The organism is Microbispora sp. NPDC049125 (assembly GCF_040802045.1).
In the GTDB taxonomy this organism is placed as follows: domain Bacteria; phylum Actinomycetota; class Actinomycetes; order Streptosporangiales; family Streptosporangiaceae; genus Microbispora.
The window spans coordinates 21300-40982 of the sequence record NZ_JBEZDW010000026.1; the positions used below are offsets into that span (position 1 = coordinate 21300).

Consider the following 19683-nt stretch of genomic DNA (forward strand, 5'->3'; position numbering starts at 1 on the left):
GACCTCGCGATCGCAGGATGAAAGGTGCAGATCGCTTATATCCCATGTGATCGTCATGTCATAGGCCCCGGCCCGGGTGACTCGGCGGCACAGGCCGGGGTAGGGGACCGTCATGCGGATCGACCTCGGGGGGCGGACGGCGTTCGTCAGCGGCTCCACACAGGGAATCGGGCGGACGATCGCCGCCCGGCTGGCCGCCGCCGGCGCGGCCACGACCGTCAACGGCAGGGACGCCGGCCGCGTCGACGCGGTCGTGGCCGAGCTGCGGGACGAGATCGAGGGCGGACGGATCGACGGCGTCGCCGCGGACGTGTCGACCCGCGAGGGGGCCGCCACGGTCTTCGAGGCCCTGCCCGAGCTCGACATCCTGGTGAACAACCTTGGGATCTTCTCTCCTCAGCCCGTCCTCGACGTCGACGACGACACCTGGCAGCGGTTCTGGGACGTCAACGTCATGTCGGGCATCCGGCTGACGCGGCACTACCTGCCGGGCATGCGGGAACGCGGCTGGGGCCGGGTGCAGTTCATCGCCAGCGACTCCGCGCTGGTCATCCCGGAGGAGATGGTCCACTACGGCGTCACCAAGACGGCGCTGCTCGGCGTCTCGCGCGGCTTCGCCAAGGCGATGGCGGGCACCGGGGTGACGGTCAACGCCGTGATCGCCGGGCCGACGCACACCGAGGGCGTCGAGGATTTCGTCCGCGACGTGACAGGCGGTGACCTGCCCTGGGAGCAGGCCCAGGTGGAGTTCATGCGCGACCACCGCCCCACCTCGCTCATCCGGCGTTTCATCGAGCCCGACGAGATCGCCAACATGGTGGTCTACCTCGCCTCCGGCCTCTCCTCCGCCACGACGGGGGGCGCCCTGCGCGCGGACGGCGGCTACGTCGACTTCATCGTCCCCTGACCGGCCGAGATGACGCGCGCCTGGCTCAGTCCAGCAGGCCGGGTTCCGAGGCGAGGATCTGGTCGTGCAGAGGCTGGAAGTTGATCCAGCCGACCAGGTCGTTGCCGATCTGGCCATGGGTGAGCTTGGCGTTCTCGTGCGAGATGGGCACCGTCCGCCCCGCCGCCTTGGCGAGGAGCTGGGCCTGGCAGCTGCGCTCCATCGTGATGAACCACCACGTCGCGGCGTCCACCGTGTCGCCGACGGTGAGCAGGCCGTGGTTGCGGAGGATGACGGCCTTGTACGACCCGAGGGCCCGGGCGATCCGGCGGCCCTCCTCGGTGTCGACGACCACGCCGGTGTAGTCGTCGAACAGCCCGTGGTCCTCGTAGAAGGCGCAGGCGTCCTGGGTCAGCGGCTCCAGCGGCGTGCCCAGTGCCGACAGGGCCTTGCCGTACACCGAGTGGGAGTGGGCGGCGGCGATCACGTCGGGCCGGGCCTGGTGGACCATCGAGTGGATCGCGAAGGCGGCCTGGTTGACGTGGTAGCGCCCCTCGACGACCTGTCCCTCGTGGTTGACCAGGATCAGGTCGCTCACCGTGATCTGCCTGAAGGACATCCCGAACGGGTTCACCCAGAAGTGGTCGGTGTGCTCGGGGTCACGGACGGTGATGTGCCCCGCCACCCCCTCCTCGAAGCCGAGCCGGCCGAACAGGCGCAGGGCCGCGGCGAGGCGCTCCTTGCGGTGCCTGCGCTCCTCCTCCACCGTCTCGAAGGTCTGCGGCAGCCGGAAGGTCAGTCGGTCGGCCGGTACGGGCCGCAGGTCGGACAGGCTCATCTGATCTCCCGTCGGGGCGGTCGCGGACGCTTGATCCACGCAGGTGACTGCGTCCAGCCTCTCCGCTCCCCGCCGCCCTGTCCACGACTTACCGAACCGAATTCGGCGGGCCCCCGGCGGGCCACGGCGAGAAAGGACCGGTGCAATCGGCGTCACGGCGTTGTGTGAGGCCGATTCCTGTCGTCTCGGACGTCCTGATTTCGTAGGGTGCCGTGTGGAAGTCGGCAGGCGATCACGGACGGGGCGTGGAATGGCGCTGGAGGCGGTCTTCTTCGATGTCGGCGAGACCCTGGTGGACGAGACGCGCGAGTACGGGACGTGGGCCGACTGGCTCGGCGTGCCGCGCCACACCTTCTCGGCCGTTTTCGGTGCGGTGATCGCGCGTGGTGGTGACTACCGGGAGACGTTTCAGCTGTTCCAGCCGGGCTTCGACCTCACCCGCGAGCGGGAGAGGCGGGCCAGGGAGGGGCAGGCGGAGACGTTCGGCGAGGAGAATCTCTACCCCGACGCGCGTGCCTGCCTCGCCGAGTTCAGGGCGATGGGGCTGCGCGTCGGCCTGGCCGGCAACCAGACCGCCCGGGCGGAGCTGATCCTGCGCTCCCTCGGCCTGCCTGTGGACGTCGTCGGCACGTCCGACGGCTGGGGGGTCGAGAAGCCGGGGCACGCCTTCTTCGAGCGCGTCGTGGCGGAGGCGGGATGTCCGCCCGAGGCCGTCCTCTACGTGGGCGACCGTCTCGACAACGACATCAGGCCGGCCCAGGAGGCGGGGCTGCGGACCGCCCTCGTACGCCGCGGCCCATGGGGGCACATCCTTCACGACCCGGCGGTCACGCAGCGGTGCCTGTTCCGCGTCGACTCCCTCGACGAGCTGCCCGCGCTGGTGCGCAAGCACAACGCCGGTTGACCGCCGGCCCGTCTCGCCCCGGCCGGGTTCGGCGCAGTCACGGGATGAGCTCCGGCCGTTTCGTCCGGTCCAGCTCGACCAGGCGCTCGCCGAGCGCCTCGGTCGCCGCGCCGCGCGGGAGGGCGCCGAGCGTGCGCCGGACCCGGTCGTGGCCCACCACGTACCAGGTGTCCTCAAGCGCCTCGACGGCCTGCCGGAGATGGTCGGCGGCCTGGTCCACGTCGGCCGGGGCCTTGGCCGCGGCGAGGTCGGCCAGCAGCACCGAGCGCTGCTTGCCGCCGTTGGGGCCCAGGTGCTCCAGTGCCAGGCGGAGCCGGTGGGCCGCCTCGGCGTGGTTGCCCGCGGTCAGCGCGCTGTAGCCCGCGAAGCCGTCCAGCCGGGCCCGCTCGAAGAAGTCGAGCCAGTGGGGGTCGTCTCCCGTGCCCTCGACCGTCCGATCGGCCCTGTCGATGTGCCGCATGCACTCCTTCGGCTCGCCGCACCTGGCCGCGATCTCGGAGGCGACGCAGTGCAGCCAGGCCCTGGTGAGCGGGCCCACGCCGTGCCAGGCGTGGGCGAACGCGGCGTCGAGCAGGCCCATGGCGGCGGAGCGGTGGCCCGCGAACCCCGGCACGAACGCCGCGTGCGCCAGGACCGTGGCCGCGAGCGGGTGGTCGCCGCACTCCTTGGTCGCCGACAGCGCGGTCTGGAACAGCCGGGCGGCGGTCACGGGCTCGTCGAGGTCGAAGAAGGCCGCCCGGCCGGACAGTAACGCCGACCGTGCGGCCGCCTCAGCGACGGTCTGCTTCACCGGCCCGGCCGGCGCCGTACGGAGCAGGCTCATGCCGAGCCTGGTGTGCGCCATGGACGCTTCGAAGATCTCCGTCGCCGGTGAGGTCCAGTAGAGGGCCGCCTGCTGGTCGACCACTCTGGCGAACGCCTCGGCCGACTCGGCGTCCACCCCGCGGCGGCCGTCGAGCAGGGCCGGGAGGCGGTCGCCGCCCTCGTTGAGCAACGGGGCCAGCACCCCGACGCCGAACAGCCCCCGCAGGAAAGTGGAGCGGTCGATGCCTTCTGCGGCGATCATGTTCAGCAGCCTCCGTATCTCGTTCACCACCTCCGCGACCGGACGCATGGCCAGCTCGTCGGGGGTGAGCAGTCCCAGCTCGCTCGCGGGTTTGCCGAAAATGGTCACAAGATGCTTGCGGTAGCGGGGGTCCGGCCAGCGCTCGCCCGTCTCCCAGCGACGGACCGTGTTGGCCGTCAGGCCGGTGTCCGTCTCCGCGGCGGCGTTCATGGCGGCGCGGATGCGTTCGCACAGCTCCTCGTAGGACCACCCGCGTTGCAGGCGCTCCCACGCGAGCTGCCGGTTGGGTGGATGGCGGCGGTTCGCGGGCATGTCGCACCCCCAGCTCCCGGCGGTCGTGTGACACCCCGACACTACGGGGATTTCCGTGACCGTGTGGCTACTGGCTGTGATTGGACGTGTCCTGGCTGATACTCCTCCCGGCGCGGACACGCTTTGCTTGGCCCACCCCCCGCGAGAAGCCGTTGGAGATGAGTCGCAATGACCACGTTGGAGGACATCGCACGGGTTCACACCGGCTGGATCATCTGGAGGTCGGATCTGGGCCGGTGGTGGGCGACGAGACGGGGGTCGGTCGATTTGGAGGCGATTCGCCAGGGATGCGCGATGACGCTCGACGCGGACGACCCCGAGTCGCTCGCCGCCGAGCTCAGCGCGCAGGAGAGGCTCGCCGGCACGATGGCCGAGGCTCAGCTCGACCTTCGCTGACAGGCCCCGTCCGGTCGTACGGATGATCGAGTAAGGGCGCCGGCATCCTCCGCTGCCGACGCCCTTACCGCTGTGCCGGGCCGGTTTGACATGAACATTCCTTCAAGTTGCACCGTGGGCGGACCATGCTCGCTCACGAAAGGTGCGATCGGATGATTCTCGTCACAGGTGCCACCGGAAATGTCGGCAGGAACGTCGTCTCCCTGCTGGCGGAGGCGGGGGCTCCCGTCCGCGCGCTCGCCCGGCGCCCCGGGCCGCTGGGACTGCCGGAGGGGGTGGAGGTGGTGCGGGGAGACCTGTCCGTTCCGGAGAGCCTCGCCGCACCGCTCGACGGTGTGGAGGCGGTGTTCCTCGTGTGGCCGCTCGGCACGGCGGAGGCGGCCCCGCCGGTCGTCGACGCCATCGCCGCGCGGGCCCGCCGGGTCGTCTACCTCTCCTCGATGAGCGTCCGCGAGGACGTGGAGCGGCAGGCCGATCCCATCAGCCAGTTCCACGCCGACATCGAGCGCCTGGTGGACGGGTCGCCGCTGGAGTGGACCTTCCTGCGGCCCTGCGGGTTCGCCACGAACACCTTGGGATGGGCGCCCCAGATCCGGGCCGGCGACGTCGTCCGCTGGCCGTACGCCGGGATGGCCCGCCCGCTGATCCACGAGCGCGACATCGCCGCCGTCGCGGCACGCGCGCTCGCGGAAAAGGGCCATGAAGGCGCCGCGTACGGATTGACCGGGCCCGAGCTGATCTCGCAGGCGGAGCAGGTCCGCGCCATCGGCGAGGCCGTCGGCCGTCCGCTGCGGTTCGAGGAGATGCCACCCGGCGAGGCGCGGGAGCATCTGGTGGCGCAGGGCTGGCCTCCGGCGTTCGCGGAAGGCGCCCTCCGGGGGTGGGCCGGTCTCATGGCGGCGCCCGAGCCCGTCAGCGGCGCCGTCGAGGAGCTGACCGGCGCCCCGCCCCGGACGTTCCGGCAGTGGGCGGCCGATCACGCCGCCGACTTCCGTTGACCCATGGATCTCCGTCAAGTATGCCGCTATAGTGCGGAATGCAATAAAGTTTTCCGCAGCAAGGGGAGGCCATGGCGCTCAGGCGTGCGGACCGGGACCTCGTCGGGCTGACCGTCCTCGCCCTGCTGTCCGTACGGCCCAGCCATCCCTACGAGCTGCATCGCTTCATCGTCGACACGCACAAGGACTACATCGGAGGCCTTCCCCGGAGCCTCTACCACAGCGTCGACCGGCTCGCGGGAGAGGAGCTGATCGCGCCCGTGGAGACGCGCCGTGAGGGCCGCCGCCCGGAGCGTACGGTCTACGACATCACCGAGGAGGGCAGGGCGGAGCTGGCCACCCGGCTCCGGCGGCTGCTGGAGCAGCCGGACGCCGACACGAAGGTCTTCCTGGCGGCGGTCTCCCTCATGGGCTGCCTGCCGGAAAGGGAGGCCGAGCGCGCCCTGGGAACGCGGGCGGCGACGCTGGAGGGCGCGATCGTGGCGGCGGACGCCCATGTCGAGTCCCTGGTGGCGACCGGCCTGCCCAGAATCCTGCTGCTGGAGGTGGAGTACAACCGGGCCATGAAGGCCGCCGAGCTGGAGTGGATCCGCACGACCCTCGCCGGGATCCGGTCCGGGCGCATCGCGTGGAGCGCCACCGAGGCCGCCGGCCTTCTCGACGAGGCGCCCCCCAAGTAAGAGGTGAATCCCAGTAAGCGGCCGGCCGGATGCGCCAACATCCGGCCGGCCGTCCCGACCACCCGCGAAGCGGCCGATCAGGGACTCGCATTCCCCAGGATAGGACGGCTTCGCGGCTCACGAACATCGAGGAGCCGATCCATGTCCGAACAGATCCATCACCTGCTGGCCGCGCTGACGGACGCCTGGAACGCGGGCGACGCCGCCGCGTACGCCGACCTGTTCACCGAGGACGCCGACTACGTCACGTTCTTCGGCCATCACTCCGAGGGCCGCCGGGCCATCGAGGAGGGCCACCGCGCGCTGTTCGAGGGCCCGCTCAGGGGGTCGCGCCTGGCGAGCCCGGCATCCGGCGAGGGAGGGGCGAAGATCCGTCCGCTCGGTCCCGGCGTCGCCCTCGTCGTCGTCACCGGGGGGTCGGCGCTCGCGGGCGGCGCACCCGATCCCAGCCGCGACTCCATCATGACCCTGACCGCGGTCTCGGACGGCGGGCGGTGGCGCTTCGCGTCCTTCCACAACACCCGGATCTCCGCCCCGTGACGGCCACCGGCACCCTTCTGTGCGAGGTCGAGGGCGTGATCGAGGCTCCCGTGGGCCGGGTGGCCGACCTGCTGCTGCGCGTCCGTCCCGGACCTGTTGGGCCGGGAAACTGCTTCTTGCTCGCCGGCCACGGAGGGACGCTCACGGGCGGCCCCGAGCGGTTCACGCTCGCCGCGCCCGGACACTCGATGACGGTGGAGGTGGGTCCCGGCAGGCTGGCGGCGCAGGGCGGCTGGTGGTACCGGGGCGAATACCATCTCACGCCCGACCCCCGGGGCACGCGACTCGTCCACCGGGTCTACAACGTCGCCCAGTGGATGCGGTGGGGCGTGCCACTGGCCAACCGGTTCTTCGTCGAGCTGCGGCCCTCGACCCGGCAGGCGGTCGCCGGCCTGCTCGACCGGGTGAGCGCCGAGCTGGGATGCCGGTCGGAGCTTTGCCCTTGAGATGGAATACCTGCCCGTTCACCTGCGTAAAGACCAAACGGAGGTAAGGGGCGCGTATGCGGCCGGGCCTGGTTGGCAACGGTCTTCCCTCCGATCGTCGACCGAGGGAGGGCGCACGTGCTCGTCGCAGGCATGTCCGAGCCGGCCGGGGGACACACCCCCGAGCCGGCCCACGCCGCCGTGGCGTACCGGCCGCAGCCGTCGCTGCACGACCTGGTGGTGACCGTCATGGCTCCGAGCAGCGTGCTGAGCGCCCCGGACGGGCAGATCCGCGGGGCCGGGGTGCAGGGGCTCTTCCACGCCGACTGCCGGGCGCTGTCGCGGGCGGTGCTGCTGCTGGACGGCCGGGAGCCCGAGGGGGTGGGGCATGCCCAGCAGGAGGCGGGGCGCACCCGCTTCGCGTCGCTGGCCCGCTGGCTCGGCGACCGCCACCTCGACCCCACCGTGCGCGTCGACCGCGTCCGAGAGGTCGCCGCGTACGGCATGAGCGAGCGGGTGGAGATCACCTCCACCGCGTCCACGGAGGTGACCACATCGGTCACCGTGGAGCTGGGCTCCGACCTGGCCCCGATCGAGCTGGTCAAGTCGGGCGCCCCGGCCATGCCGGCGGAGCCGTACAGCGCCGGGCCGGGGGAGCTGTCGTGGAAGGCGGGGACCGTGCGGGTCACGGTCACCGGCGAGGGCGCCGAGGCCGAGACGGCGGAGACGGCCCGGCTGTGCTGGACGGTGACCCTGCCGCCGCGCGGCCGGGTGACGCTGCGCTGGAAGGCCGTGGTGGAGGATCCCGGCGCGGTCGTGGTGCACCCGCCGGGCGGCGTGGAGTGGAGCAGTCCCCAGGTGGTGGCCGCCGACCCCCGGCTGGCCCGGCTGCTGGACCGCTCGCTGGAGGACCTGCGGTCGCTCCGGCTGGCCGAGCCCGGCGCGCCGGGGGACACGTTCCTCGGGGCGGGGGTGCCGTGGTTCCTGACCTTGTTCGGGCGGGACAGCGTCTGGGCGGCCCGGATGCTGCTGCCGCTGGGCACCGGCCTGGCCGCGGGGACCCTCCGCGTGCTGGCCCGGCGGCAGGGCGTCCGGGCGGACCCGGCGTCGGGACAGGCGCCTGGCAAGATCATGCATGAGCTGCGGCGGCACGAGTTCGTCGTGGACGGCGAAGGGCTGCGGCTGCCGGCGGCGTACTACGGCACGATCGACGCGACCCCGCTGTGGATCACCCTGCTGCACGACGCCTGGCGCTGGGGCATGCCCGAGCATGAGGTGGCGGCGCTGCTGCCGAGCCTGGAGGCGGCGCTGGGCTGGCTGGGCGGCGGCGCGGACCCGGACGGGGACGGCTTCGTGGAGTACGTGGACGCCTCCGGCCACGGGCTGGTCAACCAGGGATGGAAGGACTCCGGCGACGCCGTCCGGTTCGCCGACGGGTCCCGGGCGAACGCGCCGATCGCCCTGGTGGAGGTGCAGGGGTACGCCTACCAGGCGGCCCGGCACGCGGCGGCCCTGCTGGACGCTTTCGGGCGGCCGGGCGCCGCCCGGTGGGAGGAGCACGCCGAGGGGCTGGCGGAGCGGTTCCGGGACAGGTTCTGGGTGGAGGGCCGGCACGGCCGGTTCCCCGCGCTGGCGCTGGATCGGGACAAGCGGCCGGTGGACGCGCTGACCAGCAACATCGGCCATCTGCTCGGGACGGGCCTGCTGTCGGCCGAGGAGTCGGCGGCGGTGGCCGGGCTGCTGGCCTCGCCGGCGATGGCCGGCGGTTTCGGCCTGCGGACCATGTCGGCGGACGACGGCGGGTTCAGCCCGACGTCCTATCACTGCGGCTCGATCTGGCCGCACGACACCGCGATCGTGGTCGCCGGGCTCGCCGGGGAGGGGTTCGCGGCGCAGGCCGCCGGCCTGGCGGAGGGCCTGCTGTCGGCGGCCGAGGCGTTCGGCTACCGGCTTCCCGAGCTCTGGTCGGGCGACTCCCGCGCGCCGATGGGCCGGCCCCTGCCGTACCCGGCGGCGTGCCGGCCGCAGGCATGGGCGGCCGCGGCGGCGGTGACGGTGGTCCACGCGGCGACCGGCCTGCGTCCTGACGTGCCGGGAGGCCGGGCGCGGGTGCGGCCGCTGGCGGGGGCGCCGCTGGGCCCGCTGGCGGTGCGGGGCCTGCGGGTGGCGGGCTCCGCGGTGGACGTCGCCGTGGACGCCGCCGGACGCCCTACCGTCACCGGCCTGCCCGCCGGGATGATCCTCGACGCGCCCGCCTGACGATCTCCTACGATGGCTCGCATGCTCAAGCGCCGGATCCGGGTCCCGCTGGTGTGCGCGATGTCGCTGGCGATCGCGGGCTGCCAGGCCGGGACGGGCGCGACGGGGGAGGCCGGGGCGGGCGTCCCCACCGGTCCGGCGACGGCGTCACGTGCGCCCGCGGCCTCACCCGCCGGCACAGCGGCGATCTGGCGGCCGGCCCACGTGGTGATCGTGGTCATGGAGAACAAGTCGTACAGCAGCGTGGTGGGTGACCCGGCCGCGCCGTACATCACCTTGCTGGCGCGGCGCGGGGCGAACTTCACCGCGTCGTTCGCCGAGACGCACCCGAGCCAGCCCAACTACCTCGCCCTGTTCTCCGGTTCGACCCAGGGGGTCACCGACGACTCCTGCCCGCAGTCGTTCCCGGCCGCCGCCAACCTGGCCTCCCAGCTCCTCGACGCCGGACTCACCTTCGCCGGCTACTCCGAGGCGCTGCCCCGTGCGGGGTTCATGGGGTGTACGGCGAAGAACGGGCGTTACGCGCGCAAGCACGTGCCGTGGACCGATTTCGGCACCGTGCCGGCCTCCGCCAACCAGCCGTTCACGGCGTTCCCCCGCGACTTCGCCGCCCTGCCGACCGTGTCGTTCGTCATCCCGGACATGTGCGGCGACATGCACGACTGCACGATCTCCACCGGCGACGACTGGCTCCGCGACCACCTCGACGCGTACGCGACCTGGGCGACGGCCGGCGACAGCCTGCTGATCGTCACCTTCGACGAGGACGACTACCGGGGTGACAACCGCATCCCCACCGTCCTCGTCGGCGGCCGGGTCAGGCCCGGCACGTACAGGCAGCGCATCGATCACTACACGATCCTGCGCACCATCGAGGAGATGTACGGCCTGGCCCCCCTGGGCAACGCCGCCAAGCGCCATCCGCTGACCGGCGTCTGGCGCTAGCCGGCGCGTACGCCGAGGGGACGGCGCGCCGGAAGCCGTCGCGCCTCACGAGCAGCGTCGCGTGGACACGGGGGTGGTGGCCTGCCTTCCCGCCGTCGCCGCCGCCGACAACTGGCCGGCCGGCAGCGCGTATCCCTTGTCGGCCTTCGAGTCCATGTCGGCGGCGAAGACCATTCCGACGACGTCCGACTCGGAGACCAGCGGCGCACCGGCCGTGCTCCTGTCGACGTGAGGGCCGGTGAACACCCGCACCTCCTTGGTGACGTCGCCCGCACCGTATATGTCGGGTCCGGACGCCGGCGACACATGGCCCAGGACAGCGGGGAACTGGACCGGCGCGGTCGCCCCCGGTGGAAAGTAGACGATGGACGCCTGCCCGATGTCCTTGGTGTCCTCCGCGCCCTTCGGGAGGAGTCGCAACGGCCGGGCCGGGAGTCCCGGCACCCGCAGCACGGCGACGTCCAGTCGCGAGTCGAAGAGCACGACCTTCGCCGGCAGGCGCCGCCCGCCGCCGAGGACGACCTCGAGATCGCGGTCCACCCCGGCCACCGTGTGCGCGGTGAGCATGATCCGCTCGGGGGCGTAGACGAAGCCGGCCCCCTCGGCGTGCCTCCGGCAACCGGTGGCGTATCCGGCCACGTGGACGACGCCGCCGAGCGCCACGGCGACACCCGCGGCGGACGCGGAGGGCAGGGCGGGTGCGGCGGACGGCCCGTACACCGCCTGCCGCCGGGGCGGGCCGGCGTCGCATGCGCCGGTGCCCGCCACGGGAAGGAGGGCCACGAGAGCGGCCATGACTCGAGTCGAAGTCCGCACCCGCTCACCTTAGATCCATGGATGGCCGGTCAACCAGCCACCGAAGATCGAATGGGTGTTTGAAAGCAGTGCGTATCCTGAGCGTATGAGTTCGTTTCAGGGGTCGTTGCTGGACTGGTGCGAGGAGACCGGCGTGGGCCCCCTCGGATCGTCGGTGCGGCGGGCGCCGCTCGGCCAGGGGGCGTGGATCGACGTCCGGCCGCACTGGGTCAGCGGGGCGGACGCGCTGTTCGAGCGCCTGACGCGGGTCGTGCCGTGGCACGCCGAGCGGCGGCACATGTACGACCGGGTCGTCGACGTGCCGCGGCTGCTGAAGTTCTACGACGAGGACGAGGAGCTGCCCGACCGCGTGCTCGACGAGGCGAGGGACGCGCTGAACGCGCACTACGGGGAGGAGCTCGGCGAGCGGTTCCGCACCGCCGGCATGTGCCTCTACCGGGACGGCCGCGACAGCGTGGCCTGGCACGGCGACACGATCGGCCGCGGGAGCACCGAGGACACCATGGTGGCGATCATCTCGGTCGGCACGCCGCGCCCGCTGCTGCTGCGCCCGCGTGGCGGAGGGGGCCCGGCCCTCCGCCACGACCTCGGCCACGGCGACCTGCTCGTCATGGGAGGGAGCTGCCAGCGCACCTGGGAGCACGCCGTCCCCAAGTCGAGCAGGGTCGCCGGCGCCCGGATCAGCATCCAGTTCCGCCCCCGCGGGGTCCGCTGACCCGCCCGTGCGGGACGTGCTCAGCGCCTCGCCGGGAACACGAGGGGGACCTCGGAGAGACCGATGACCCCGGCCGGCCAGCCCACCAGCGGCTGGAAGCCGGGGGCGAGCCCGTACGAGGGGATGCGGCGGTGCCACTCCCGCAGCACCATCGTGAACTCCATCCGGGCCAGATGGATGCCCACGCAGCGATGGGGGCCGCCGCCGAAGGTCAGGTGGTTGTACTTCCTGCCGACGTCGAACGCGTCGGGGTCGTCGAGCTCGGCCGGGTCCCGGTTGGCCGCCCCCAGCGCGACGCCGACGCTCGAACCGGCGGGGATGAGATGGCCGTGCAGCTCGACGTCCGTGGTGGCGACGCGCGGCAGTGTGCAGTTGGCGGGGTCGATCCGCAGCATCTCCTCCACCACCTGCGGGATCACCGACGGATCCGCGACGATCCTGGCCTGCAGGGCAGGGTCGGCCGCCAGCTTGGCGAACATCAGGCTGAGAGCCGAGGTGACGCTGTCGATGCCCGCGATGATGAACAGGAAGCACAGCCCCAGTGCCTCGGTGTCGGTGAGTGGATCGTCCCGCGTGGCGGCGAGCACATCGGCGAGCAGGCCCCCTCCCGTGCCCGCGCGGCAGGCGGCGACGTGGGCGGTCGTGTACGCGAACAGCTGCGCCGCCGACTCCATGACCTCGGGCGGCGGCGCGGCGGAGCCGGACAGGTCGGCCGACCCGACGATCGCGTCCTTCCATCCCAGGAGGCGGTCCAGGTCCTCGGGCGGCAGGCCGAAGAGGGTCAGGAACACCTGGGCCGGGAACGGCCGGGCCAGCTCGGCGACCACTTCACAGGAGTCGCGGCCCGCGATGCGGTCGATCAGGCCGTTGACCTGCCCGTGCGACGACCGCTCCAGCAGTGCCGCGGTCCGCGGGGTGAAGAACGGCTGCAGGATGCGCCGGTAGCGCGTGTGGCCGGGCGGGTCGGAGGCGATGGGCAGCAGCGGCACCGGGCTGCCCAGCGTCGCGAACGCCCGCTCGGAGGAGAAGATCTCCGGGTTGCGCAGCACGTAGTCGGCCGCCTCCCGGGAGGTGACGACGAACCCGCCGTTCTTGAGGCGTACGACGGGCCCGGCGTCGCGGAGCATGGCGTACGGAAGTGTGCGGTCCTGTGCCATCGGAAGCGATTCGAGGCTGATCGGCCCCTGCGGGTCGGCCTGCGTCTGGGGTCGCATGTGTCTCCTGCCCTCCGGTGCCGCCGGCGATCGGCTACGCAAAACCACCCAATTGGGGTGTTAGGCACCTGGCGCATCGTAGATCGCAGTCGATCACGAGGGAAGGGCCCGGCCGTACCCGCCCGACGGGACGGGGCGATCGGCTGGTAATCCTGGAGTCCGGCCCTCGCGGATCGCGGGGGACGCGTTCCCCATGCCAGGAAGGGCACCATGATCTCGCCACGCTATGCCGCAGCCCCCGGCCGCTACGAGTCCATGACTTACCGGCGCAGCGGACGGAGCGGGGTGCTGCTCCCCGAAATCTCGCTCGGGCTGTGGCACAACTTCGGTGACAGCGACAACTTCGACGTCCAGCGGGCCGTCCTGCGCCGTGCCTTCGACCTCGGCGTCACCCACTTCGATCTGGCCAACAACTACGGCCCGCCGTACGGCTCCGCGGAGGAGAACTTCGGCCGCCACCTTCAAGCCGACTTCCGGCCGTACCGGGACGAGCTGTTCATCTCCACCAAGGCGGGATACGACATGTGGCCCGGGCCGTACGGCGAGTGGGGGTCGCGCAAGTACGTGCTGGCCAGCCTCGACCAGTCGCTGCGCCGGATGGGCCTCGACTACGTCGACGTCTTCTACTCCCACCGCCCGGATCCGGAGACCCCGATCGAGGAGACGATGGGGGCGCTCGACCGGGCGGTCCGCTCGGGCAAGGCGCTTTATGCGGGCATCTCCAACTACTCGGCCGAGCAGACCGAGCGGGCGGCGGCCGTGCTGCGGGAGCTCGGCACGCCGCTGCTGATCCACCAGCCCAGCTACTCGATGCTGAACCGGTGGGTCGAGGACGGCCTGCTCGACACCCTGGAGACGGAGGGCGTGGGCTGCATCGCGTACTCGCCGCTGGCCCAAGGCCTGCTCACCGGCCGGTACCTCGACGGGAACATCCCCGGGGACTCCCGGATGGCGATCGGCCACTTCCTCAAGAGCGACCGGCTCACCCCGGAGCTGCTGGAGACGCTGCGCGGGCTCAGCAAGATCGCCCAGGCGCGCGGCCAGAGCCTCGCCCAGCTCGCCCTCGCGTGGATCCTGCGGGACCGGCGGATCACGTCCGTGCTGATCGGCGCGAGCAGCGTGGGCCAGCTTGAGCAGAACGTCGCGGCCATCGACGCGCCTGCGCTGTCCCCGGAGGAGCTCGCCGAGATCGACGGCCTTCTCTAGAACCGGCGGCCTCTCCGGCCACCCCTAGTGATCGTCCCAGTGGCCCGCGTGGGCGGCGTGGCGGTGGCCGTCATGCAGGTAGTCCACGTGGTCGTGGTGGCGTACGGACGAATGGCCGCAGCCCTCGCCGTGCTGATGCTCGTGCGGGTGCTCGACATGGCGCTCCGGCTCGCACTCGTCCCAGTGTCCCTCGTGGGGCCGGTGCAGATGCCCGTCGTGGGCGTAGTCGGTGTGATCGCCGTGCGGCACCGCCGGGTGGCCGCACTGCGGCCCATGCTGGTGCGTGTGCCCGCCATGGTCCTGATGGGTCATGACATTCCCCCTACCCCGCGCGGGTGGCTCTCGAAGGAGCCTACCCACCGTGCTACCTGGGCGAACGCCGGTCGCCCGCCCAGGTAGCGGGGGTCATCAGGAGCACGTGACGCCGTTGACCCGGAAGGGGGTGGGCCAGGGATTGGCCCCGGTGTGGCTGCCGTTGAACCCGACGGTCACGCTCTCCCCGGGGGCGAGGTCCCTTCTGTTGGAGAGGCCGGTGGCCGTCACGCTGGACCCGGTCTGCGCCCAGTCGGCCTCCCACCCGTTGGTCACGTGCTGCCCGGCGTCGGGGAAGCTGAAGGTCAGCCGCCACCCGGCGATGATCGTGCGGCCGGTGTTGCTGATCGTGAGGTTCGAGGTCATCCCGCCGAACCACGTGTACGAGGCGTAGCTCACACGGCAGGCGATGGCGGGGGTCGGTGAAGGGGTCCACGACGGACTGAAGACGACGTCGTTGTTGATCGTCACGCTGAGTGTGTCCGACCTGGGGCTCACCGCGCCCCATCGGTCGACGGCCACGACGTAGAGGGTGGCCACCCGGCTGGCGGTGCCGTACGGGGGGTACTCCACGACGACGGTGCCCTGGGTGACCGTCGGCCCGAACGTGCCCACCTTGTACGAGGTGCCGTTACGCTCCTCGAACACCTGGTAGCAGGCGATGCCCTCCGCGTCGGTGGAGGCTCCCCAGCGCAGCTCCACGTAGTTGTTCGCGACCATCACCTTCTGAGGCGTCCCCGGAGCGGTCGGCGGGGTCAGCGGGGGACGGCTGGGGGGATACGTCAGGGGGTCGTAGCACGGCCACAGGAGCGACGGTGACGGCGACGACGGTGGGGGTGCCGCCGTCGTCCCGGCCGTTCCCGCGGCCCAGGCGCTTCCGGCCGCCGGGATGAGGAAGGCGGCGGCGACGAGCGCCGCGGCGGCGGCCCAGAACGCAACCAACGATCTCCGCATCGACTCGCCCCTCACCTAGAGTGTCTGCCTGAGTGAAGCGTGATGTCGGAGCCCCGGCGGGTCAATACGGCTCCCCAGCCTCAGGGCGGGACGCACAGGTGGGCGGCGCGGTGCGATGAATTTTTCATTCCGCGGCGGGAGCGGACGTCAGTCGACCTCGGCGCTGCCGTTCACACGGAGCTTGCGCCGGGCACGCTCGTAGAACGTGGTGGTGCCGAGCCGGACGACCCGGGCGGCGGCGCGCAGCGCGGTCACCGTGAGCCGGTCGCCCGGCTTGAGACGCCCCCCGATCGCGCCGTCCACTTCGAGGGCGAGCTCCCCGCTGGTCGGCAGCACCTCCAGGGTGACCTCCTCGTCGGCCGACAGGACCAGCGCCCGGTTGAACGACGAGTGGGCCGCGGCGGGGACCACCAGGAACCCCTCGACGTTGGGCGAGACGATCGGCCCGCCCGCCGAGAAGCTGTACGCGGTGGAGCCGGTCGAGGTCGCGACGATGACCGCGTCCGCCGCGAACCGGACGAAGGGGTGCCCGTGGACCGACACCGCCACCGCGGCCAGGCCGTCGCCGGGAATCCGCACGAGGGCGATGTCGTTGAACGCCGTCACCGTGTGCCCGTCCTGGTCGATCGCCTGGACCGCCATACGGGGCTCCACCGTGTAATTGTGGTTGTCGATCGCCGAGAGCGTGGGCGCGAGCTCCTCCACGTCGATCTCGGCGAGGAATCCGAGACGGCCCAGGTTGACGCCGAGGACGGGGGTGGGCCGGCCGCTGATCAGGCGCATCGTGCGCAGCATGGTGCCGTCGCCGCCGAGGCTGACGAGCAGGTCAGCGCGGCTCACCAGCGCGTGCGCGTCGACCGAGACGGCGCTGCAGTCGATCCGGCCGACCTCCTCGGGGAGCCCGAGGACGGTGCCGTCACGCCCCCGCGCCCACTCGACGATGGTGTCGATGGCCTCCTTGGAGTCGCGCTGGGGGTGCAGTACGAGGCCGACCGTGCTGACCATGCCCATGACCACACTGTACGGCCACGGCGGTGCGGGCGAGGACGGCCGTCAGCCGGGCTCGTTCAGCGGCAGGTACACCCGGAAACGGGTGTCGCCGGGCTCGGAGTCCACCCGGATGTCACCGTGGTGCTTGTTCACCACGATCCGGTAGGAGATGTCGAGACCGAGGCCGGTGCCCTCGCCGACAGGCTTGGTGGTGAAGAACGGCTCGAAGATCCGGGGCCTGATGTCGGCCGGGATGCCGCCCCCGGTGTCTCCGATCTCGACGACCAGCCGCTCGTCCTCCCGTGATGTGCGGATGGTGAGCGTGCCGTCGCCGTTCATCGCGCCGATGGCGTTGTCGATCAGGTTGGTCCACACCTGGTTGAGCTCGGCGGCGTACGCCGGGATGGGCGGCAGCGACCGGTCGAACTCCTTGACCAGCCGCACGCCCCGCGGGATCTTGGCCTGCATCATCGTCAAAGTGGCCTTGAGCAGGTCGTGCACGTCGACCGTCTGGTGCGGGGCGCGGTCGAGCTGGGAGTACTGCTTGGCCGCCCCGACGAGCCCGGAGATCCGGGTCACGGCGTCGTCGATCTCACCCATCAGCAGCTCGGTGTCGATCGTGTAGCAGAGCCACCGGACGGCCGGCTCCAGGTTCTCCTCGCCGACGGCGCCCGCGATCTGGCCGAGCCACTCCACGTCGACGCCGCCGGCCACCAGCATGGGAGCGAGATCCCAGGCGCCCGTTATGTCACGCTCGTCCAGCCAGTCGGCGATGGCGTCCTCGGCGTCGGAGGTCTCCAGGGGAGACAGCGGCGCGGCGGAGGCGGCCCGCTTGACGGCGTCCTCCTGGAGTTCGACGAGATCGTGCAGCCGCCTGCCGTCGAGCCGCCCATCGGCGATCATGGCCAGTTTGTGACGCATGCCGGTCACCCGCTCGCGCAGCGCGGCCGTCGCCCGTACGGCCGCGGCGGCGGGGTTGTTCAGCTCGTGGGTCAGCCCGGCCGACAGCGACCCGAGCGCCAGCAGCCGCTCCCGCTCGCCGACGATCGTCAGGCTGGCCCGCATCCCGATGAACAGCCCTTCGAGCAGGTGCATGGCCATGGGGAACCAGTCGCGTACGCAGGCGGCCATGGTCTCGGCGGGCAGCACGAAGAACCGGGCCTCGGTGATCGCCCGCAGCGAGTTCATGTACACCTGGTCGATCTTGTCGCCGACGTAGGCCTGGGTGGCGCCGCCGTACACCCCGCGCTGCTCGGTGCGGGTGATCTCCACGTCGTCGCCGTGGATCCGCCTGCTCATCGCGATCGTGCCGTCGAGAAGCACGAAGAAGCAGGTGGCGGGCTCGCCCTCGGAGTAGACGGCGGTGCCGGCGGCCCGCTCCTCGACCCGGCCCTCCGCGGACAGGTGGGCGAGCTGGTCGTCGTCGAGCGATTCGAACAGGAAAAGGGTGCGCAGCTCGTCGGGGGTCAGCCGCGGTGTCATTGGGCCTCCAGGTAACGGTGGACGAGGGACACCGCCATGGCGCCCTCGCCGACGGCCGACGCGACGCGCTTGACCGAACCGGCCCGCACGTCACCGGCCGCGAATACGCCCGGCATGCTCGACTCCAGGTGGTAGGGATCGCGGGGAAGCGACCACCCCGCCGGGCGGCGGCCTTCGGCGAGCAGGTCGGTGCCCGTCATGACGAAGCCGTTCGCGTCGCGGGCGACCGCGGGGCCGAGCCAGTCCGTCTGGGGCCGGGCGCCGATGAAGACGAACAGCCATGAGGCGTCGACGGTCCTCGTCCCACCGGCACGGGACTCGCAGAGGATGAGCCGTTCCAGGTGGTCGCGGCCCTCGCCGCCTACGATCTCGGTGCGCGTGTGCACCTCGATCGCCGGGTTGGCCTCGATCTGGTCGATCAGGTACCGCGACATCGAGTAGTCCAGGCCGTCGCCCCGGATGAGGATGTGCACCTTGCGGGCGTACCGGGAGAAGTAGACGGCGGCCTGCCCCGCGGAGTTCGCCCCTCCGACGATGTAGACCTCCTCGCCGGCGCAACTCGGGGCCTCGGTGGCGGCCGAGCCGTAGAAGACCCCGCGGCCGGTGAGGTCGGCCAGGCCGGGGGCGTCGAGCCGCCGGTACGACACTCCGGTGGCCAGCACCACGCTGTGCGAGGCGATGGAGGTTCCGTCGCCGAACCGCAGCAGCGTGGTCGCCCCGCAGGAGTCCAGCCCGACGACCTGCCGGGTGGTGAGCAGCTCCGCGTTGAACTTGAGCGCCTGCCTGCGGGCGCGCTCGGTGAGCTGGGCCCCGGACACGCCGTCGGGGAAGCCGAGGTAGTTCTCGATCCGGCTGCTCTGGCCGGCCTGGCCGCCGGTCGCGCGCTGCTCCACCAGCAGCGTCCGGAGCCCCTCGGACGCGCCGTACACCGCGGCCCCCAGGCCGGCCGGGCCGCCGCCGATCACCGCGAGGTCGTAGAAGTCCAAGGTGGGGGCCGTGGTCAGGCCGACGTGCGTGGCGAGGTCGGCCTCGGCCGGACGGGCCAGCGGCTTGCCGCCCGCCGTGATCACCACGGGGATGTCCGCCTCGCCCAGCCCCGCGGCGGACAGCAGGCGCCCGCCCTCCGGCTCGTCCGCCAGCAGCCACCGGTACGGCACGAGGTTGCGGGCCAGGAAGTCCCGCACGGCGAACGAGCGCGCCGACCAGCGGTGGCCGATGACCTTGGTCTCCGGGATCGCCACGTCGGGAGTGCTCCGCCAGGCGTCGAGCAGCGCGTCGACCACCGGGTAGAGCTTCTCCTCCGGAGGGTTCCACGGCTTGAGCAGGTAGTGGTCGAGATCGACGACGTTGATCGCGTCGATCGCGGCCTCGGTGTCGGCGTAGGCCGTCAGCAGCACCCGGCGGGCCAGCGGGAACAGGTCCATCGCGGCCTCGAGGAACTGGATGCCGTTCATCTGGGGCATCCGGTAGTCGGCGAGCAGGACGGCCACCTGCTCGCCACGCAGCTTGATCTCGCGCAGGGCGTCGAGGGCGTCGGAGCCCGACTCGGCGCGGACGACGCGGTAGTCCTCGCCGTACCTGCGCCGCATGTCGCGGGCGACCGCGCGCGACACGGCCGGATCGTCGTCGACGGTCAGAATCGCGGGGTTCGGCATAAAACCATCAAATCACGCCTTTGTTACCGAAAATCCGGGGTAGGTCCGACGACGGCGGTGCCGGCCTGCGGCGCCTCGGTGTGCCCGCCC

Annotated in this window: 20 protein-coding genes; 11 read left to right on the top strand and 9 right to left on the bottom strand. The window is 71.9% G+C overall.

The features are described from left to right. Window positions 1–112 precede the first annotated feature (112 nt). Window positions 113–907: an SDR family NAD(P)-dependent oxidoreductase gene (locus AB0B72_RS26585; protein WP_367741686.1), complete on the top strand. Its 795-nt coding sequence runs from the start codon at window positions 113–115 to the stop codon at window positions 905–907. A gap of 25 nt (window positions 908–932) precedes the next feature. Here AB0B72_RS26585 and AB0B72_RS26590 read toward each other — a convergent pair whose 3' ends face one another. Next, entirely contained in the window at window positions 933–1724 is a 792-nt protein-coding gene (locus tag AB0B72_RS26590; protein ID WP_367741687.1) for a class II aldolase/adducin family protein, read from the bottom strand. A 250-nt stretch (window positions 1725–1974) separates the two neighbouring features. On the opposite strand from AB0B72_RS26590, the gene AB0B72_RS26595 reads away from it, so the two are divergent. Beyond that, complete coding sequence (locus AB0B72_RS26595; RefSeq protein ID WP_367741688.1) at window positions 1975–2628, top strand: HAD family hydrolase; 654 nt, start codon at window positions 1975–1977, stop codon at window positions 2626–2628. 37 nt (window positions 2629–2665) lie between these two features. Here AB0B72_RS26595 and AB0B72_RS26600 read toward each other — a convergent pair whose 3' ends face one another. Continuing rightward, the gene (locus AB0B72_RS26600; RefSeq protein WP_367741689.1) at window positions 2666–4006 is read right to left on the bottom strand and encodes a multiprotein-bridging factor 1 family protein; all 1341 of its coding nucleotides are present in this window, start codon (window positions 4004–4006) and stop codon (window positions 2666–2668) included. Window positions 4007–4174: 168 nt separating this feature from the next. On the opposite strand from AB0B72_RS26600, the gene AB0B72_RS26605 reads away from it, so the two are divergent. The 7 genes from AB0B72_RS26605 to AB0B72_RS26635 all read left to right on the top strand — a co-directional run bounded on the left by AB0B72_RS26605 (window position 4175) and on the right by AB0B72_RS26635 (window position 10249). Further along, window positions 4175–4402 (top strand): hypothetical protein, encoded by a 228-nt coding sequence (locus AB0B72_RS26605; protein ID WP_367741690.1) that lies wholly within the window; start codon window positions 4175–4177, stop codon window positions 4400–4402. A 152-nt stretch (window positions 4403–4554) separates the two neighbouring features. Continuing rightward, window positions 4555–5400: an NAD(P)H-binding protein gene (locus tag AB0B72_RS26610; protein WP_367741691.1), complete on the top strand. Its 846-nt coding sequence runs from the start codon at window positions 4555–4557 to the stop codon at window positions 5398–5400. 71 nt (window positions 5401–5471) lie between these two features. Continuing rightward, a complete protein-coding gene (locus tag AB0B72_RS26615; RefSeq protein ID WP_367741692.1) occupies window positions 5472–6080 on the top strand; it encodes a PadR family transcriptional regulator in 609 nt (202 codons plus the stop codon). Window positions 6081–6221: 141 nt separating this feature from the next. Next, entirely contained in the window at window positions 6222–6620 is a 399-nt protein-coding gene (locus AB0B72_RS26620; protein WP_367741693.1) for an SgcJ/EcaC family oxidoreductase, read from the top strand. Continuing rightward, window positions 6617–7066 (top strand): hypothetical protein, encoded by a 450-nt coding sequence (locus tag AB0B72_RS26625; RefSeq protein ID WP_367741694.1) that lies wholly within the window; start codon window positions 6617–6619, stop codon window positions 7064–7066. The genes AB0B72_RS26620 and AB0B72_RS26625 overlap by 4 nt, the downstream gene beginning before the upstream one ends. Before the next feature lie 117 nt (window positions 7067–7183). Beyond that, window positions 7184–9304 (top strand): glycogen debranching N-terminal domain-containing protein, encoded by a 2121-nt coding sequence (locus AB0B72_RS26630; RefSeq protein ID WP_367741695.1) that lies wholly within the window; start codon window positions 7184–7186, stop codon window positions 9302–9304. 21 nt (window positions 9305–9325) lie between these two features. Continuing rightward, a complete protein-coding gene (locus tag AB0B72_RS26635; RefSeq protein WP_367741696.1) occupies window positions 9326–10249 on the top strand; it encodes an alkaline phosphatase family protein in 924 nt (307 codons plus the stop codon). Window positions 10250–10294: 45 nt separating this feature from the next. Here the strand turns inward: AB0B72_RS26635 and AB0B72_RS26640 are convergent, their stop codons facing one another. Beyond that, the gene (locus AB0B72_RS26640; RefSeq protein ID WP_367741697.1) at window positions 10295–11044 is read right to left on the bottom strand and encodes a trypsin-like peptidase domain-containing protein; all 750 of its coding nucleotides are present in this window, start codon (window positions 11042–11044) and stop codon (window positions 10295–10297) included. A 106-nt stretch (window positions 11045–11150) separates the two neighbouring features. Between AB0B72_RS26640 and AB0B72_RS26645 the strand changes: the two genes are divergently transcribed. Next, window positions 11151–11780: an alpha-ketoglutarate-dependent dioxygenase AlkB gene (locus AB0B72_RS26645; protein ID WP_367741698.1), complete on the top strand. Its 630-nt coding sequence runs from the start codon at window positions 11151–11153 to the stop codon at window positions 11778–11780. Between the two features lie 20 nt (window positions 11781–11800). On the opposite strand, the gene AB0B72_RS26650 is transcribed toward AB0B72_RS26645, so the two are convergent. Then, on the bottom strand, window positions 11801–12994 hold the full coding sequence (locus AB0B72_RS26650; RefSeq protein ID WP_367741699.1) for a cytochrome P450: 1194 nt from the start codon (window positions 12992–12994) through the stop codon (window positions 11801–11803). 210 nt (window positions 12995–13204) lie between these two features. Here AB0B72_RS26650 and mgrA point away from each other — a divergent pair, with 210 nt between their 5' ends. Then, on the top strand, window positions 13205–14200 hold the full coding sequence (mgrA, locus tag AB0B72_RS26655) for an L-glyceraldehyde 3-phosphate reductase (protein WP_367741700.1): 996 nt from the start codon (window positions 13205–13207) through the stop codon (window positions 14198–14200). 24 nt (window positions 14201–14224) lie between these two features. On the opposite strand, the gene AB0B72_RS26660 is transcribed toward mgrA, so the two are convergent. The 5 genes from AB0B72_RS26660 to AB0B72_RS26680 all read right to left on the bottom strand — a co-directional run bounded on the left by AB0B72_RS26660 (window position 14225) and on the right by AB0B72_RS26680 (window position 19593). Then, window positions 14225–14512, bottom strand: coding sequence for a hypothetical protein (locus AB0B72_RS26660; RefSeq protein WP_367741701.1), 288 nt, complete (start codon window positions 14510–14512; stop codon window positions 14225–14227). Window positions 14513–14608: 96 nt separating this feature from the next. Beyond that, the gene (locus AB0B72_RS26665; RefSeq protein ID WP_367741702.1) at window positions 14609–15466 is read right to left on the bottom strand and encodes a cellulose binding domain-containing protein; all 858 of its coding nucleotides are present in this window, start codon (window positions 15464–15466) and stop codon (window positions 14609–14611) included. Window positions 15467–15613: 147 nt separating this feature from the next. Continuing rightward, window positions 15614–16477: an NAD(+)/NADH kinase gene (locus AB0B72_RS26670; protein ID WP_367741703.1), complete on the bottom strand. Its 864-nt coding sequence runs from the start codon at window positions 16475–16477 to the stop codon at window positions 15614–15616. Between the two features lie 42 nt (window positions 16478–16519). Then, on the bottom strand, window positions 16520–17938 hold the full coding sequence (locus AB0B72_RS26675; RefSeq protein WP_367741704.1) for an ATP-binding protein: 1419 nt from the start codon (window positions 17936–17938) through the stop codon (window positions 16520–16522). After that, complete coding sequence (locus AB0B72_RS26680; RefSeq protein WP_367741705.1) at window positions 17935–19593, bottom strand: FAD-dependent oxidoreductase; 1659 nt, start codon at window positions 19591–19593, stop codon at window positions 17935–17937. The genes AB0B72_RS26675 and AB0B72_RS26680 overlap by 4 nt, the downstream gene beginning before the upstream one ends. Between the last annotated feature and the right edge of the window lie 90 nt (window positions 19594–19683).